Source organism: Hydrogenophaga sp. (genome assembly GCF_028698005.1).
Classification (GTDB): Bacteria; Pseudomonadota; Gammaproteobacteria; order Burkholderiales; family Burkholderiaceae_C; genus Hydrogenophaga.
In genome coordinates this window covers 1-16,123 of sequence record NZ_JAQVEJ010000057.1, presented here as the reverse complement: position 1 = coordinate 16,123, position 16,123 = coordinate 1, and the positions used below count along the sequence as shown (strand labels likewise).

At 66.9% G+C, this 16,123-nt stretch carries 19 protein-coding genes; 6 read left to right on the top strand and 13 right to left on the bottom strand.

What is annotated here, in order from left to right; all coding sequences use genetic code 11:
* Window positions 1-2: 2 nt before the first annotated feature.
* Window positions 3-122 (top strand): sigma factor-like helix-turn-helix DNA-binding protein, encoded by a 120-nt coding sequence (locus PHQ87_RS16070; RefSeq protein WP_366524446.1) that lies wholly within the window; start codon window positions 3-5, stop codon window positions 120-122.
* A 414-nt stretch (window positions 123-536) separates the two neighbouring features.
* On the opposite strand, the gene PHQ87_RS07875 is transcribed toward PHQ87_RS16070, so the two are convergent.
* Together PHQ87_RS07875 and PHQ87_RS07870 are read right to left on the bottom strand one after the other, a co-directional pair.
* The gene (locus tag PHQ87_RS07875; RefSeq protein ID WP_300232808.1) at window positions 537-1,385 is read right to left on the bottom strand and encodes a class III extradiol dioxygenase family protein; all 849 of its coding nucleotides are present in this window, start codon (window positions 1,383-1,385) and stop codon (window positions 537-539) included.
* 18 nt (window positions 1,386-1,403) lie between these two features.
* Complete coding sequence (locus PHQ87_RS07870; RefSeq protein ID WP_300232806.1) at window positions 1,404-1,748, bottom strand: protocatechuate 4,5-dioxygenase subunit alpha; 345 nt, start codon at window positions 1,746-1,748, stop codon at window positions 1,404-1,406.
* 94 nt (window positions 1,749-1,842) lie between these two features.
* On the opposite strand from PHQ87_RS07870, the gene PHQ87_RS07865 reads away from it, so the two are divergent.
* Window positions 1,843-2,751 (top strand): LysR family transcriptional regulator, encoded by a 909-nt coding sequence (locus PHQ87_RS07865; protein WP_300232805.1) that lies wholly within the window; start codon window positions 1,843-1,845, stop codon window positions 2,749-2,751.
* Here PHQ87_RS07865 and PHQ87_RS07860 read toward each other — a convergent pair.
* Window positions 2,748-3,689 (bottom strand): helix-turn-helix domain-containing protein, encoded by a 942-nt coding sequence (locus PHQ87_RS07860; RefSeq protein ID WP_300232803.1) that lies wholly within the window; start codon window positions 3,687-3,689, stop codon window positions 2,748-2,750. The genes PHQ87_RS07865 and PHQ87_RS07860 overlap by 4 nt on opposite strands.
* A gap of 149 nt (window positions 3,690-3,838) precedes the next feature.
* Between PHQ87_RS07860 and PHQ87_RS07855 the strand changes: the two genes are divergently transcribed.
* The 3 genes from PHQ87_RS07855 to PHQ87_RS07845 are packed head-to-tail and all read left to right on the top strand — an operon-like array spanning window position 3,839 to window position 6,615.
* Complete coding sequence (locus PHQ87_RS07855) at window positions 3,839-5,026, top strand: cytochrome P450 (protein WP_300232801.1); 1,188 nt, start codon at window positions 3,839-3,841, stop codon at window positions 5,024-5,026.
* A 21-nt stretch (window positions 5,027-5,047) separates the two neighbouring features.
* Entirely contained in the window at window positions 5,048-5,371 is a 324-nt protein-coding gene (locus tag PHQ87_RS07850) for a 2Fe-2S iron-sulfur cluster-binding protein (protein ID WP_300232800.1), read from the top strand.
* Window positions 5,368-6,615, top strand: a complete 1,248-nt coding sequence (locus PHQ87_RS07845) for an FAD-dependent oxidoreductase (protein WP_300232798.1) — start codon at window positions 5,368-5,370, stop codon at window positions 6,613-6,615. The genes PHQ87_RS07850 and PHQ87_RS07845 overlap by 4 nt, the downstream gene beginning before the upstream one ends.
* A gap of 13 nt (window positions 6,616-6,628) precedes the next feature.
* On the opposite strand, the gene PHQ87_RS07840 is transcribed toward PHQ87_RS07845, so the two are convergent.
* The 8 genes from PHQ87_RS07840 to PHQ87_RS07805 form a co-directional block, all read right to left on the bottom strand.
* The gene (locus PHQ87_RS07840) at window positions 6,629-7,240 is read right to left on the bottom strand and encodes a LysE family transporter (RefSeq protein ID WP_300232797.1); all 612 of its coding nucleotides are present in this window, start codon (window positions 7,238-7,240) and stop codon (window positions 6,629-6,631) included.
* A gap of 13 nt (window positions 7,241-7,253) precedes the next feature.
* Window positions 7,254-8,255 carry an aldo/keto reductase gene (locus PHQ87_RS07835; RefSeq protein WP_300232795.1) on the bottom strand — a complete coding sequence of 334 codons (1,002 nt, stop codon included), beginning with the start codon at window positions 8,253-8,255 and terminating at the stop codon, window positions 7,254-7,256.
* Between the two features lie 69 nt (window positions 8,256-8,324).
* Window positions 8,325-9,272, bottom strand: a complete 948-nt coding sequence (locus tag PHQ87_RS07830; RefSeq protein ID WP_300232793.1) for a Gfo/Idh/MocA family oxidoreductase — start codon at window positions 9,270-9,272, stop codon at window positions 8,325-8,327.
* A 12-nt stretch (window positions 9,273-9,284) separates the two neighbouring features.
* Window positions 9,285-10,154, bottom strand: a complete 870-nt coding sequence (locus PHQ87_RS07825) for a class III extradiol dioxygenase subunit beta (RefSeq protein ID WP_300232791.1) — start codon at window positions 10,152-10,154, stop codon at window positions 9,285-9,287.
* A 2-nt stretch (window positions 10,155-10,156) separates the two neighbouring features.
* Complete coding sequence (ligA, locus tag PHQ87_RS07820; RefSeq protein ID WP_300232789.1) at window positions 10,157-10,594, bottom strand: protocatechuate 4,5-dioxygenase subunit alpha; 438 nt, start codon at window positions 10,592-10,594, stop codon at window positions 10,157-10,159.
* 87 nt (window positions 10,595-10,681) lie between these two features.
* Window positions 10,682-11,617 carry an amidohydrolase family protein gene (locus PHQ87_RS07815; protein WP_300232787.1) on the bottom strand — a complete coding sequence of 312 codons (936 nt, stop codon included), beginning with the start codon at window positions 11,615-11,617 and terminating at the stop codon, window positions 10,682-10,684.
* A gap of 13 nt (window positions 11,618-11,630) precedes the next feature.
* Window positions 11,631-12,314 (bottom strand): 4-carboxy-4-hydroxy-2-oxoadipate aldolase/oxaloacetate decarboxylase, encoded by a 684-nt coding sequence (ligK, locus tag PHQ87_RS07810; protein ID WP_300232785.1) that lies wholly within the window; start codon window positions 12,312-12,314, stop codon window positions 11,631-11,633.
* 21 nt (window positions 12,315-12,335) lie between these two features.
* Entirely contained in the window at window positions 12,336-13,364 is a 1,029-nt protein-coding gene (locus PHQ87_RS07805) for an amidohydrolase family protein (protein WP_300232809.1), read from the bottom strand.
* A gap of 218 nt (window positions 13,365-13,582) precedes the next feature.
* Here PHQ87_RS07805 and PHQ87_RS07800 point away from each other — a divergent pair, with 218 nt between their 5' ends.
* Complete coding sequence (locus PHQ87_RS07800) at window positions 13,583-14,482, top strand: LysR substrate-binding domain-containing protein (protein ID WP_300232783.1); 900 nt, start codon at window positions 13,583-13,585, stop codon at window positions 14,480-14,482.
* 38 nt (window positions 14,483-14,520) lie between these two features.
* Here the strand turns inward: PHQ87_RS07800 and PHQ87_RS07795 are convergent, their stop codons facing one another.
* On the bottom strand, window positions 14,521-15,492 hold the full coding sequence (locus PHQ87_RS07795; RefSeq protein WP_300232781.1) for an AEC family transporter: 972 nt from the start codon (window positions 15,490-15,492) through the stop codon (window positions 14,521-14,523).
* A gap of 21 nt (window positions 15,493-15,513) precedes the next feature.
* Window positions 15,514-16,123 (bottom strand): NAD(P)-dependent oxidoreductase (locus PHQ87_RS07790; protein ID WP_300232779.1); only part of this gene is annotated, 610 nt, incomplete at its 5' end.

Sequence of the window (16,123 nt, the reverse complement as noted above, 5' to 3'; positions counted from 1 at the left end):
AGGTGGGCAAGCAGTTCGACGTGACGCGCGAGCGCATCCGTCAGATCGAGAGCAAGGCGGTGCGCAAGCTCAAGCACCCGAGCCGCTCGGACAAGCTGCGCAGCTTCATCGATTCGCTGTGATCTGACTTCAGCGATTCCATGCTTTGACGGGGGCCTTCGGGTCCCCGTTTTCTTTCGCTCAGCCGTCTTTGGTGTGGGACGGGATCGCCGGGTACTCGACTCCGCGAATGTCCCCCGGCGGCCTGCGGCCGCCTCCTCCTTTATTTCGCTGCGTCAAGCACCCGACACTCCCGTCCCGCGAGCGGGGTGGTACGCGCAGAACCAAAGTTAAACGCCCACAGCGTTTGATGTGTCAGGAGCGTTCGGTGTCTGACGCAGCGAAATAAAGGAGGAGGCTTGGGCGCCGCCCAAGCCGGGGGACATTCGCGGAGTCGGATACCGGACGATCCTGACACCCGCACAGATGCTGGAATGAAAAAAGGGGAACCCCAAGGCTCCCCCCTCTTGAACCAGCACCAGACGCCGACAAAAACGTCAAACCGTCTCCAGCGCCAGCACACCGGTCGCCGTGTTGGAAATCGGGATGTGGTAGTTGCTGTGCACCTTGCGCACGCGCGGGCCGGCGGCCGTCAGCGCGGCCCGCATGGCCAGCCACATCAGCAGCTCCACCCCCTGCGTGCCCGCCTTTTCCACCAGTTCCAGATCGGAGAACTGCGTCACCCACTCCGGATTGGTTTCCATGCTGTCGAGGAACTGCAGATCGAACTGCTTGTTGATGAACCCGGCCCGCTCGCCATCGAGCTGGTGCGACAGGCCACCGGAGGCCATGACGACCACGCGCTTGTCGCTGTCCCAGCGCTGGATCGCCTCGCCCACCGCCTTGCCCAGCTTGTAGACGCGCCGGGCCGTGGGCAGCGGAAACTGGACCGTGTTGATGTTGATCGGCACGATCTGCACCGGCGCCACCTCGTGCTCGGGCCAGAACAGCTTGAACGGCAGGGTGCAGGCATGGTCGACCTGCATCTCCTGGCACGTCACGATGTCGAACTCCCGGGCGATCAGTTCGCGGATCAGATGCCAGGACAGATCCGGGCAGCCCGGAACCGGCGGCAGCGTGGGAATGCCCCAGCCCTCATCGGCGTTGCGGTATTCGGCCGCGGCGCCGATGGCGAACGTCGGCATCTTGTCCAGGAAGAAATTCAGGCCATGGTCGTTGTAGAACACCACCACCACATCCGGCCGGACCTTGCCCAGCCACTGGTGGATGGGCGGGAAGCCGTCAAAGAAGGGCTTCCAGTAGGGCTCGTTCTGCAGACCCTTGTGGATGGCGCCGCCAATGGCGGGAATGTGCGAAGTGGCCAGGCCACCGATGAGTTGTGCCATGTGGATGCTCCTGTTTGCTCAACACTGTTCATTGGCGGCGACGAGCTTGGCCTTGAACTCGTCCTTGGTCATGCCGGTCTGCTGGGCGCCGATGTCCTGCATGTCCAGCCCGAAGATGCCGGCGAACTTGGCCAGGTAATAGGCGTTGCCGCCGGCCGCGATCATGGCCAGCACCTGCTTGGAGCGGATGGCCTCGGCCTGCTGCTCGTTGAGGCCGTAACGCTTCATGTAGGCCTCGGGATCGGCCACGAAGGCTTCGCGGTTCTCCTGCCGATTGAACGAAAAGCACATCTTGTTCAGCGCATAGCCTTTCTGGGCGGCGTCACCATCGAAAGGGGTGGTGCCAGGGATGGTCTTGCTCACGGACGCTCTCCTGTGTGGAATGAATGGATCGGGGTCAGGCCGGAGTGTGGCCAAGGGCTTGCCAAAAATAAACCGTTCTTTCATCATCGAATACATGAGCAATTTCGATTGGTACGACCTGGATGCCCGCGCCCTGCAGCAACTGGTGGCGGTGGTCGAGGCGGGCAGCGTCACCGGTGCCGCCCACCGCCTGGGGGTGACCCAGTCGGCGGTGAGTCACCAGCTGGACAAGTTGCGGGCCATCACCGGCGACCCCCTGTTCGTCAAGAGCGGCCGGGGCATCGTGGCCACCGCGCGCGCGCAGCAGTTGGCCGAGGAGGCGCGCGCCCTGTTGCGACAGCTCGAGCGCTTCGCCCATGCCGGTGATTTCGACCCGGCCCGCTGGCAGGCCACCGTCACCATCGCCGCCAACGATTTCCAGCGTGACGTGCTGTTGCCGGCACTGGCACGGCGGTTGCGCGAGGCCGCCCCCGGGGTGGTGCTGCGCATCATTCCATCGGGCGTCCCCAGCCTGGAGATGCTGCGCGACCGCGTCTGCGACATCGCCATCAGCCCCCGGCCCCCCGACGGCAGCGACATCCTGCAGCAGCGCGTCTTCGAAGGTGGCTACCGGGTCTTCTACGACCCGGCCGTCCGCGCCGCACCGACCACCCTGGAGGACTACCTGGCGGCCGATCACGCCACCGTGGTCTATGAGCCGCGCCGCGCCCTGTCCCTGGACCGCACCCTGGAGGCCCGTGGCATCCGGCGCCGGTTCGTGCTCATGGTGCCCGGCTTCTCCGGCCTGCCGGCGTTCATCAAGGGCAGCGCCCTGCTGGCCACCGCCCCGGCGTTGCTGCAACACAGCCTGATGCGCGACCTGGCCCATGCCAAGCCTCCCCTGCCCTGCCCGGGCATGCCCATGTACCTGATCTGGCACCGTCAGCACCAGGCCGACCCCGCACACCGCTGGCTGCGCGAACAGATCCTGGCCCTGGCCCCCACCGCCGTGCCCGGTGGCTAGGACCGCTCGGCCTGCCCGGTGTGAGCCCGTCGCCATTGCTGGGGACTGGCCCCGGTGCGCCGCCGGAAGAAGCGCGAGAAGTAGGCCGGGTCTTCGAAGCCCAGCTCCAGCGCCAGGCTGGTCGCCGGCGCGGCCACATAGATCAGCCGCCGGCAGGCCTCGCGCGTGAGCCGGTCGTGCACCAGTTCCAGCGCCGAACAGCCCCGTTCGGCCCGCACGATGCGGTTGAGCCGCTGGGTGGACAGGCCCAGGCGCGATGCATACCGGCCGATGGGCCAATGCTCCAGGAAATGCTGTTCCACCAGCAGCAGAAAGCGCGTGAACAGGGCCTGATGCGCCCTGGACTCGCCACCCTCGCGCAGGCCCTGCTCGCTCGCGCGCGCCAGCCGCCAGACCACCGCACGCGCCAGCCAGCGCAGCACCGGCGCCTCGGCGGCGCCGGGCAGCGCAAACTCGGCGGAGAGCTCCGATAGCTGCACATGCAGGCGCTGCGCTTCGGCATCGTCAGGTGAAAAGTGCAACATGTTTGGCGCCGAAAACAGGTCGCGGAAGGCGCGGCCGATGTTCTCGAACTCGCCCTCGACGAGAAAGCGCGGGCTGAGCGTGAGCACGCGGCCGTCTGCTTCGGGCTCAAAGCGGAAGCCGTGCACCACGCCGGGCGGCACCACCACGGCCACCGGCCCCTGGACGCGGGCGCGCCACTCGTCCAGCCCTACTTCCGCCCAACCCCTTGCCAGCCAAAGGATCTGGTACAGCCCCTGGTGCACATGGGCATCGATTTCCCAGTGATAGCGCCGGCTGCGCGAGGCCACGGTCTCGATGTGCAGCAACTCGTCACCCGGCTTGGCGGGCTCGCCGTACAGCGCGAAACGGGGAATGTCCGCATCCCTGCGCCGCCGTACCGGCGCTGTCGCTGGCGCTGACGCGGTGGGAGTCATGTCTGTCTCCTCATTCAAAAAGTACAAGAATTATCCCTACTTTGTGCAGTGGCATCGGCGCGGCCAGCGCCTACAGTGGATCCCGCTGCGCAGGACATCGACGCCGTGGCCGCAGCAAGCCCCCGCACGACAACCCCAGGAGACACATCATGGGCCTTGGCAGCTTCCATTTCGACCCGTATTCCCCGGCCATCGACGCCGACCCCTTTCCCGCCTACAAGCGCCTGCGCGACGAGTTCCCCTGCTTCTGGAGCGAGGAAGCGCAGATGTGGATCCTCTCGCGCTACGCCGACATCGTCACCGCCGGTCAGGACTGGCAGACCTACTCCAGTGCCAGCGGCAACCTGATGACCGAGTTGCCCGGCCGTGCCGGCGCCACGCTGGGCAGCTCCGACCCACCCAAGCACGACCGCCTGCGCGGCCTGATCCAGCACGCCTTCATGAAGCGCAACCTGCTGGCGCTGGAGGAACCGATCCGTACCGTGGCGCGCGACGTGTTCGCGCAATTGCGTGGCGTGGGCGAGTTCGATTTCAAGGATGTGTCCTCGCAGTTCACCGTCAAGGTGCTGATGGCTGCGCTGGGTCTGCCGATGGGAGAAGACGCGCTGGTGCCCGAGCACGAGGTGCGCGAAAACGCCGTGCTGATGGTGCAGAGCGACGCCCGCACCCGCGCCAAGGGGCCCGAGCACATCGCCGCCTACAACTGGATGCAGGACTACGCCAGCAAGGTCATCGCCATGCGCCGTGCCGAGCCGCAGAACGATCTGATCAGCCACTTCGCCTTGGCCGAGATCGATGGCGACCGCCTGGACGAGCGTGAGGTGCTGCTGACCACCACCACGCTGATCATGGCCGGCGTGGAGAGCCTGGGCGGCTTCATGATGATGATGGCCTACAACCTGGCCACGTTCGATGAGGCGCGCCGCGCCGTGGTCGCCAACCCGTCCCTGCTGCCCGACGCCATCGAGGAAAGTCTGCGCTTCAACACCTCGGCACAGCGCTTCCGCCGTCGCCTGATGAAGGACGTGACCCTGCATGGCCAGACCATGAAGGAAGGCGATTTCGTCTGCCTGGCCTACGGCAGCGGCAACCGCGACGAGCGCCAGTACCCCAACCCCGATGCCTATGACATCACACGCAAGCCGCGGGGCCACCTGGGTTTTGGCGGTGGCGTGCATGCCTGCCTGGGTACGGCGATCGCGCGGCTGGCGGTCAAGATCGCGTTCGAGGAGTTCCACCAGGTGGTACCCGACTACCGTCGGGTCGCCGACCAGCTCCCCTGGATGCCCTCGTCCACCTTCCGCAGCCCGCTGGTGTTGCAGTTGCGGGTGCAGTAAACCCCACGAGGAGAGAGCACGATGGCACACATCACCTACGTCGAGGCCAACGGCCAGTCCACCACCATCGATCTGGCCGACGGCTGGAGCCTGATGCAGGGCGCCACCACCAGTGGCATCGAGGGCATCATCGGCGAGTGCGGCGGCTCCTGCGCCTGCGCCACCTGCCACTGCTATGTCGACGATTTTCTGGCCGGCGTGCTGCCGCCGCCCTCGCAGGGCGAGCTGGACATGCTGGAAAACGTGGTCGCCGAGCGGCGGCCCAACAGCCGCCTGGCGTGCCAGATCAGGGCCAGCGCCGCGCTCGACGGTGGCGTGATCACGCTGCCCGAATGCCAGGAATGACCGCCGCCATGACCACGCCGGGTATCGTCATCGTGGGCGCCGGCCAGGCCGGCGTGCAGACCGCCGAGGCGCTGCGTGCCGGCGGGTACACGGGCCGCATCACCCTGCTGGGCGATGAGCCCCACGGCCCCTACCACCGACCACCCCTGTCCAAGGCCTGGCTGGCCGGCGAGATGGACGCGGCGCAACTCGTGCTGCGCGCGCCCGAGATGCTGGCGCGCAAGGGCATCGAGCTGCGCACCGGCGTGACGGTCCGGCGCATCGACCGCGCCACGCGCACGCTGCAGCTGGCCGATGGCGGCACCCTGCCCTACAGCGGCCTGGTGCTGGCCACCGGTGCCACGCCACGCGCACTGCCCCTGCCCGGCGCCGACGCCGAGGGCGTGCTGCCCCTGCGCTCCCGCGCCGACGCCAGTGCCATCGCCGGGCGCATGGCAACCTGCGTGGCACAGGACCGGCCCGTGGTGGTGATCGGCGGCGGTTTCATCGGTCTCGAAGTGGCGGCCACCGCGCGCAAGAAAGGCGCACGCGTGACGGTCCTGGAGGCCGCGCCGCGTCTGCTCGGCCGCGTGCTGGCACCGGTGCTCTCGGACTGGTACGCCGACCTGCATCGCCGCCACGGCGTCCGGCTGGTGTTCGATGCGCAGGTGGCCGGCATCGAAGCCGACGCTGGCGGTGTGCACGGCGTGCGGCTGGCCGACGGCAGCGTGCTGCCGGCAGGCCTCGTGGTCGTGGGCATTGGCGTGGCGGCCAACGACGTGCTGGCCCGTGAGGCCGGTCTTGCGTGCGAGCGCGGCATCGTCGTGGACGCCTGCGGTCGCACCAGCGATCCGGCCATCGTCGCGGCCGGTGACTGCACGGCGCGACGCCTGCCCGACGGCAGCCTGCTGCGGCTGGAGTCGGTGCAGAACGCCACCGAGCAGGGCAAGAGCGCGGCCGCCGCCCTGCTGGGACAGGAGCGCCCCTTCACCACCACGCCGTGGTTCTGGAGCGACCAGTACGACCGCAAGCTCCAGATGGCGGGCCTGTCGGCGGGGGCCGATGCCTGGGCCGTGCGTGGCGACATGGCCGCCGGCGGCTTCAGCGTCTACCACTTCCAGGGTGAGCGGCTGCTGGCCGTGGACAGCGTCAACGCGGCCAGGGACCATTTGCAGGCCCGCAAGCTGCTGGACGCCGGCCTCTCCCCCACGCCGTGGCAGGCGGGCGACGTCGCCTTCGACCTGGGTCAGCTGCTCAAGGCCTGAGCCTCTTCGGCTGTCAGACGCGCCAGGGCAAGGCCGCGCCAATGACCATGAAAAGGGCGCCGCACGCCTGGTTGAAGCGGCGCCCGACCCGTTGCAGCCAGCCACGCAGCTGGTGTGCCAGGCTGGCAATGACCCATTCCGTGAGCACCTCGATCAGCCCGAAGGTGCCGGCCATGATGAGGAACTGCAGCCAGAGGCTGCGGGCCGGGTCGATGAACTGGGGCAGGAACGCGGCAAAGAACAGCACTGCCTTGGGGTTGGTGACCGCCGACAGCCAGCCCTGGCGGAACAGCGAGAAACGCGAGCGCGGCGTGGCGTCCACCTGCAGCGACTGGCCCACCGGCGGCGAGCGCCAGACCTGGATGCCCAGCCACACCAGGTAGGCGCCACCCACCCATTTCATGACCGTCAGCCACAACAGCGAGGTCTTGAGCAGCGCCCCGATGCCGAACATCGACAGGCCGATGATCAGCACGAAACCCAGCGCCCCGCCCGCGATCGTGAACAGCGTGCGCCGCCGGCCGTGCAGCACCCCGTGCGTGAGCGCCAGCAGTCCATTGGGCCCCGGCGAGAGTGACAGGCCGATGGCGGCCGCCAGGTAGATGAACCAGGTATCCGGGGCCATGCGGCGCCTTGCCTCAGAAGGTTTCGGTGTCGACCTCGCGGTTGGACTGCTCGTTGTAGCGGTCGCCGTGTACCGTGCCCGGATTGATCAGGGCATCCAGCCGGGCCAGCAGATCATCGGACAGCTTCACGTCGGCCGCCCCCAGGTTTTCGCTCAGGTGGTCGATGCGGGTGGTACCCGGAATCGGCAGGATGTCCGGGCCCTGGTGCAGCAGCCAGGCGATGGCCAACTGGGCCGGCGTGCAACCGGCCTCCCGGGCCAGTTCGGTGTAGGCCGGCAGCAAGCGGGCATTGCGGGCATAGTTCTCGGCCGTGAAGCGCGGCATGGCGCGGCGGATGTCCTTGGCGTCAAAGGCCGACACATCCATCGGGCCACACAGGAATCCCCGTGCCACCGGGCTGAAGGCCACGAAGCTCACGCCCAGTTCACGGCAGGCACCGAGCACCGCAATCTCTGGGTTGCGGGTCCACAGCGAGTACTCGGTCTGCACGGCCGCGATCGGGTGCACGGCATGGGCCCGGCGCAGCGTGGCCGCCGACACCTCGGACAGGCCGATGCTGCGGATCTTGCCTTCGCGCACCAGATCGGCCAGTGCGCCGACGCTGTCCTCGATGGGGACCTGCTTGTCCCAGCGGTGCAGGTAGTACAGGTCGATCACATCGGTCTGCAGGCGCTTCAGCGCCGCTTCACAGGTGGCCTTGAGTGTGGCGGGGCGGCCGTCGATCACCCGCACCAGCTTGCCATCACCGTTGACGTCCACCCCCTGCATGCCGCACTTGCTGGCCAGCGTGAATTTCGAGCGCTGGCTGGAGAGCACCTTGCCCACCATGGTTTCGCTGGCGCCAAAGCCATAGAGCGCGGCCGTGTCAAAGTGGGTGACGCCCTGGTCCAGGGCCGCCAGCAGCAGCCGTTCGGCGTCGGCCTCGGACACGGGTGCGCCATAGGCATGGCAGATGTTCATGCAGCCCAGGCCGATGGCACCGACGCTGAAAGGGCCGAGTTGTCGTTGTTGCATGGAGATACTCCTGAATGAAAACGGCCCCAGCCGATGGCATGGGGCCGTCGCAGCGCCAATGATAGACAATCAGCCCAGTTGCTGCTCCAGATCGTGCAGCACCTTGTAGCACGGCAGCACCTGCGCCACGCTGCTGTTGGGCTCACGGCCTTCGCGGATGGCGGCGAAGAACTCGCGATCCTGCAACTCGATGCCGTTCATCGAGACGGCCACCTTCGACACGTCGATCTGTTCGTCCTTGCCGGTGTACAGGTCGTCGTAGCGGGCGATGTAGGTGCCGGTGTCGCCGATGTAGCGGAAGAAGGCGCCCAGCGGGCCGTCGTTGTTGAACGACAGGCTCAGCGTGCAGATGGCCCCATTGGCCGCCTTGAGCTGGATGCTCATGTCCATGGCAATGCCCAGCGTCGGGTGGATCGGACCCTGGATGGCGTTGGCCTGCACGATCGGGCTGCCGCACTGGTAGGCGAACAGGTCCACGGTATGGGCGGCGTGGTGCCACAGCAGGTGGTCGGTCCACGAGCGCGGCTGGCCGGCCGCGTTCATGTTGGTGCGGCGGAAGAAGTAGGTCTGCACATCCATCTGATGGATGTGGAATTCGCCGGCCTTGATCTTCTGGTTCACCCACTGGTGGCTGGGGTTGAAGCGGCGGGTGTGGCCGACCATGGCGACCTTGCCGGTTTCCTTTTGCACCTTCAGCACTTCTTCGGCTTGCGCCCAGCTGTCGGCCAGCGGAATTTCCACCTGCACGTGCTTGCCGGCCTTCATGCACTGGATCGATTGCGCCGCATGCAGCTGTGTCGGGGTGCACAGGATCACGGCGTCCACTTCGGGCTTTGCCAGGGCTTCGGCCAGATCGGTGGTCACATGGCCGATGCCGTACTTGTCCGCCACTTCCTGGGTGGGTTCCAGACGACGACCGACCAGCGACACCACTTCCACGCCGTCGATGTTCTTGATGCCGTCCAGATGCTTGATGCCGAAGGCGCCGGCACCCGCGAGAGCGACTTTGATGGTCATGTATGTACTCCTTTATGTGTTTTCGAGGATCAAGTGTCCCACGGCGGTGTTCGACGCGGGCACGTGGTAGAAACGGTGCGCCAGGCGCGGCGGTCGGCCCGAGCCGGCCACGTCGCCCATGGCGCCGCGCGCGATCAGCCACATCACCAGCTCGATGCCTTCGCTGCCCGCTTCGCGCACGTATTCGATGTGCGGCACCTTGGCCAGGTCGGCCGGCTCGGCGATCAGACGGTCGAGGAAACGATTGTCCCACTCGGCATTGATCAGTCCGGCGCGCGCACCCTGGAGCTGGTGGCTCATGCCACCGGTGCCCCAGATATGCACATTCAGGTCCTCGTCGTAGCTTTCGATGGCGCGGCGGATCGCCTGGCCCAGGTTGAAGCAGCGCTGGCCGCTGGGCACGGGGTATTGCACCACGTTGACCGCGAAGGGAATCACCGGGCACGGCCAGGCGTCCGTCTTCGGGTCGAGCTCGCCGCACATGAGCGACAGCGGCACCGTCAGGCCGTGGTCCACGTCCATCTTGTTGACGATGGTCAGGTCGAAGTCCTGCTGGATCACGCTTTGCGCGATATGCGAGGCCAGCTCCGGGTGACCGATGACCTTGGGCACCGGACGCGGACCCCAGCCCTCGTCGGCGGGCGTGAACTCGGCCGCCGTGCCGATGGCGAAGGTCGGGATCAGATCCAGGCTGAAGGCCGTGGCATGGTCGTTGTAGACCAGAAAGATCACGTCGGGTTTGTTGTCCTTCATCCACTGCCGGGAGTATTCATATCCGGCGAACAGCGGTTTCCAGTAGTCCTCCTGGGTCTTGCCCAGGTCCATGGCCGCGCCAATGGCGGGCACGTGCGAGGTATAGACGGATGCGGTGATCTTGGCCATGGTCAAGCTTTCTTTCCTGCGGAGCCCTGCGGCTGCCGGTGGGGTTGCGCGTCGCCGTCTTCGCCCAAGTAGCGGTTGCCTTCCACGCTGCGGCCACCGTTGATCATCATGTTGCGGTATTCCTCTTCGGTCATGCCGGTCATCGAGCCCGCCATCTGCTGGAAGCTCTTGCCGTCGGTGGCGCCGATCTTGGCCAGGAAATAGATGTTGCCACCCGTGCGCATGCACCAGTTCAAATCGCGCGCCAGCACAGCCTGCTTCTGCTCCTCGGTCATCGGCCACTCGTCGAGGTAGGCACGCTCGTCGGCCTTGAACCTCTCACGGTTCTCGGCCTTCATCAGGCTCATGCAGAACTGGTTGAGCCAGTAGCCTTTGCGGCTTTGCTCGGCATCGAAGATGATCGTGCCGGGCACGTCCTGGTAGGGTTTGTGCAGCGCCATGTCACGCCTCCTGCCGGGCCGCCCCAAGGGAGGCGAGCGCCCCCTCGGGGGGCAGCGAATACACGAAGTGATGCGCGTGGGGATTCATCATGTTGTCTCCTCTGGCCAGTAGAGCCTCATGGGGTTGGTCACGAGCAGCTTGCGCTGCAGCTCGGGCGTCGGCGCGATGTGCGGAATGAAATCCACCAGCAGGCCGTCGTCGGGCATGTGGTCCTTGAGGTTCGGGTGAGGCCAGTCGGTGCCCCAGAGCACGCGGTCGGGAAATTCCTCGACCACCTTGCGCGCGAACGGCACCACGTCCCGGTAGGCCGCCTGCTCGCCATTCAGGGCCTTGGGGCCGGTGACCGACAGGCGCTCGGGGCAGCTGACCTTGCTCCAGACGTTCGGGTGCTCGCGCATGAACTTCAGGAACAGCTCGAACTCGGGGCCGTCGACGGGCTTGCTCACGTCGGGGCGGCCCATGTGGTCGACCACCACGGTGGTGGGCAGGCTGGTGAAGAAGTCCCACAGCTCGGGCAGGTCCACCGCCTCGAAGTAGATCACCACGTGCCAGCCCAGCCTGGCGATGCGGCCGGCGATCTCCATCAGTTCGTCCTTGGGCGTGAAATCGACCAGGCGCTTGACGAAATTGAAGCGCACGCCGCGCACGCCCGCGTCATGCAATTGCTGCAGTTCCTCGTCGGTCACGCTGCGCCGCACGGTGGCCACGCCGCGCGCCTTGCCGTTCGAGGCCAGGCACGCATCGACCATGGCGCGGTTGTCGGCGCCGTGGCAGGTGGCCTGCACGATCACGTTGCGCGCAAAACCCAGGTGGTCGCGCAGCGCGAACAGCTCGGCCCTGGACGCGTCGCAGGGCGTGTACTTGCGCTCGGGTGCGTAGGGGAACTGCCCGCCGGGGCCGAACACGTGGCAGTGCGCGTCCACGGCGCCCGCGGGCAACTGGAACCTGGGCTTGCTCGGGCCGGTGTACCAGTCGAGCCAGCCAGCGGTCTTGGTGAAGTCTCCGGAAGTGGTTTTGCTCATGCTGGTCTCTCGTTCAGTCGATGTACTTCAGGCCGGCGGCCGCCAGGGGCTCGCGCATCTTGTACATGTCTAGGCCCAGCACGCCCGAGGCCAGCTTCTCGCGCTTCTCGCCTTCGTTGGCCTCGCGCTTGCGCGCCGCCTCCAGCGTCGCGACTGCCTTCTCGCGCGGCACGCAGACCACGCCGTCGTCGTCGGCCACGATCACATCGCCCGGGTTGACCAGCATGCCGGCGCACACCACCGGGATGTTGACCGAGCCCAGCGTCGCCTTGATCGTGCCCTTGGCGCTGATCGCCTTGCTCCAGACCGGGAAGTTCATCTCGGTGAGCGTCTTCACGTCGCGCACGCCGGCGTCGATGACCAGCGCCCGCGCGCCGCGCGCCTGGAAGCTCGTGGCCAGCAGGTCGCCGAAGTAGCCGTCGGTGCACTCGGCCGAGATCGCCGCCACGACGATGTCGCCCGGCTGGATCTGCTCAGCCACCACGTGCATCATCCAGTTGTCACCGGGGTGCAGCAGCACGGTCACGGCCGTGCCCGACACCTGTGCGCCCGGGAAGATCGGTCGCATGTAGGGCTTGAGCAGGCCCACGCGGCCCATGGCCTCGTGGACCGTGGCCGAGCCCAGCGCGGCCAGCGCGTCGGTGGTATCCCGGTCGGTGCGGTGGATGTTGCGGTACACAACGCCAAGTTCGTACATCGGAAGTCCTCCTTGTGCTGATCAGAGGCCCTTGGCCTTCAGTTGCGCGTCCAGGCGCGGGAATACACGCCGGGCATTGCCTTCGTACACCTGGAAGCGCTGCTCCTCGCTCAGGTTGGCCGTGGCCTGGACATAGCGCTTGGTGTCGTCGTAGTAGTGGCCGGTCTCGGGGTCGATGCCGCGCACCGCGCCGATCATCTCCGAGGCGAACAGGATGTTCTCCACCGGGATCACCTTCGTCAACAGGTCGATGCCCGGCTGGTGGTACACGCAGGTGTCGAAGAAGATGTTCTTGAGCAGGTGTTCGGACAGCACGGGCTGCTTCAGCTCTTGCGCCAGGCCGCGGTAGCGGCCCCAGTGGTAGGGGGCGGCACCACCGCCGTGCGGAATGATGAAACGCAGCGTGGGGAAATCCTTGAACAGGTTGCCCTGGATGAGCTGCATCACCGCCGTGGTGTCGGCGTTGATGTAGTGCGCGCCGGTGGTGTGGAAGCACGCGTTGCAGCTCGTGCTCACATGGATCATGGCCGGCACGTCGTACTCCACCATCTTTTCGTAGAGGGGGTACCAGTGGCGATCGGTCAGGGGCGGGCTGGTCCAGTGGCCACCCGACGGATCGGGGTTGAGGTTGATGCCGACGTTGCCATATTCCTTGATGCACTTCTCCATCTCGGGGATGCAGGTCGCCGGGTCGACGCCGGGGCTTTGCGGCAGCATGGTCACCGGCACGAAGTGGTCGGGAAACAGCTGCGAGACGCGGTAGCACAGCTCGTTGCAGATGGCGGCCCAGGTACTGGACACCTGGAAATCACCGATGTGATGGGCCATGAAGCTGGCGCGCGGCGAAAACAGCGTGATGTCGGAGCCGCGCTCCTTCATGAAGCGCAATTGATTCAGCTCGATCGACTCACGCAGTTCGTCGTCGCTGATCTTCAGGTCGGATACCCGGGGCGCCTGCGCCGGGTCCTTGATACCGGCGATCTGCCGGCTGCGCCAGTTTTCCAATGCGCTGGGTGCCGTGGTGTAGTGGCCATGGCAGTCGATGATCAGGGGTTGCTTCTGACTCATGAACGGTTGCTCCTCAGTCTGGGATGGGCCGGCCTGTGCAGACGCCGGGCGCGAGCGCACCGCCGGCAGCCGGTTTGGTGCCCATTGTCGGCGCGGCACCCGCCCTATCCAACCGCTTCAGCACGCTAACAGCTAGAACAGATGTTTATAACTATGATCAAGCTATTCTTGCGATTGACATTCGATACCCGCCCCACCCCATGGACCTCAAACAACTGGAATACTTCGTGCGCGTGGCCGAACTGGGCAGTTTCACCCGGGCCGCCCAGGCACTGGATGTGGCGCAGCCGGCCCTGTCGCGGCAGGTCCGGCTGCTGGAGGTGGAGCTGCGCCAGAACCTGCTGTTGCGCAACGGTCGCGGTGCCACACCCACCGAGGCCGGCAAGTTGCTGCTGGCCCACGGCCGGGGCATCCTGCACCAGGTCGAGCGCGCCAAAGAGGAGCTCGGGCGGGTGCGGGGCGCCCTCGCCGGCCGCGTGGCCATCGGTCTGCCGCCCAGCATGGCGCGCGCCCTGACGGTACCGTTGATCCGTCTGTTCCGCGAACGGCTGCCCGAAGCCAGCCTGTCGATCACCGAAGGGCTCTCGACGACCATGCAGGAATGGCTGCTCAACGGACGCCTGGACATCGCCGTGCTGTACAACGCGCAGCCGGTGCCCGAGATCGAAATCTCGCCGCTGCAGGACGAGGAGCTCTGGCTGGTCGAGCCGCGCCCGCCAGGGCTGGCCGAAGAGCCGCCACCACCACCGGTGCCGCTGGCCACCGTGGCTCGCATGCCGCTGGTCATTCCCAGCCGGCCGAACGCCCTGCGCATGCACATCGAGGCGGAAATGGCCGCACTGGGCGAGCGGCCCACCGTGGCGCTGGAGATTGACGGTGTCTCGGCGATTCTCGACCTGGTTGCCGATGGCGCCGGCTCGGCCCTGCTGTCGCACAACGCCGTGGCCCGTTCGATCCGGCCCTCGGCCTACCGCATGAGGCGCATCGAGCCGCCCCTGCGCACCCGGGTGTCGCTGGCCACCAGCTCGCAACGGCCGGCCACCCTCACCCAGCAAGCCGCCATCGACCTGATCCGCCAGGTCATGACGGCCGTCGCGTGAGTCCGCCACGCGTCCTGAAAAAGTCGTGTGGGCAGGCCTTAGGCCAGCCAGCCAGCGCTGTGGCGCATCAGCCAGAGGATGGCACTGATCGAGAAGAAAGACAGGCCGGTCGTCACCAGCAGGGCCGCCGAGCTGAACTCCTCGTGTCCATGGCGCTGGGCCAGCACCGCATAGACGCCCAGCATGGGCATGGCCGCCGACAGCACGGCCGCCACCTTCAGTTCACCCACGGGCACCGGCCAGCCCAACTGCCCGAACAGCACGATGACGGCCCAGATGGCGGCCGGATGCAGCAGCAGCTTGCCGATCGCGACCTGCGCCACCTGCGAGCGCATGCCCTTGAGCTGCAGGCCCGAGAGGCTGCCACCGATGATGAACAGCGCCAGACCACCGGCCGCACCCGAGAACAGCGTGACCGCGCGCGAGAGCACCGCGGGCAGCTGCCAGCCGGAGATGGCGACCGCACAGCCGAGCACGATGCCGATGATGATGGGGTTGCGCGCCAGCCGCGCCAGGGTCTGCCGGATCACCCGAAGCACCGTCTGGCGCGGGCCTTCGTGCGCGCCGGCGTCGGCCAGGGCGATCAGCAGCGGCAGCTTGATGAGGTTCTCGATGATGAAGTTCAGCGCCAGGATCACGCCGCCCAGCGGCCCGAACAACAGCAGCATCAGCGGGTAGCCCACGAAGCCGCTGTTGGCGCAACTCATGCCCATGGCCAGGTAGGCACTCTCGGTGAGCGTGCGCCCACGCGCTTTCCACGACCACAGCAGGCCGCCCCCCAGCACGAGCAGCGAGCCCGCGGTGTACACCAGCAGGTAGCCCGGTCGCAGCACGTCCGACAGCGGCCGCGAGGCCAGCGTATAGAACAGCAGCGCAGGCAGCGACACATCGAGCACGAAACGCCCGAACACACGCATGTCGGCCTTGCTGAACAGACCCCAGCGGACGGCCGCGTAGCCGGCGAGCACGCACAGATAGATGGGACCGGTGATGGCCAGGATGTCGAGCATGCGTCGAAAGGAAGGGAAAAATCAGTCGTTGGCGGCGGGCCTGGCCAGCAGCCGGTCGGCATAGTCCTGCCAGACGGGCGTTGCGCCCAGCCCGGTGAAACGGCCGGCCTGGGCCTGCCTGGCCATCCAGTCGTGCTTGTCGGCAATGGCCGATGCCATGGTCGGCTCGAAACCGGCCTCGCGCACGGTGCGCGCCACTTCACGCATCTCCTCGGCGCGGCGGCGGCCGTGCTGGGCCACGCGGCTGAAGAAGTAGGCGCCCTGCCTCGTCCAGTCGATGCCGGGAAAGGTCTCCTGCAACGTGGCGATCATCGCGTCCTCGACACCATAGTGACGTGCCGCGGTGTAGCTCTCGATCACCAGGGCCTCCAGGCCCTTGATCATCACGCTGCGGCACATCTTGGTCGCCGAGGCCACGCCCAGGCAATCACTGGCCACCTGGGTCTCCATGCCCAGCGCGGCCAGGCGCGGCTGCAGGGTGGCCGCGTGCGGCCCGCCCAGCAGCATGGGCACCCGGATGCCGTAGGGCGGCACCGAGGTCATGACGCCGGCCTCGACGTAATGCCCGCCCGCCGCGTCGATGAGCGCCGCCGCCTCCCGCTTGGTGCCCGGCGAGGCGGAGTTCAGGTCG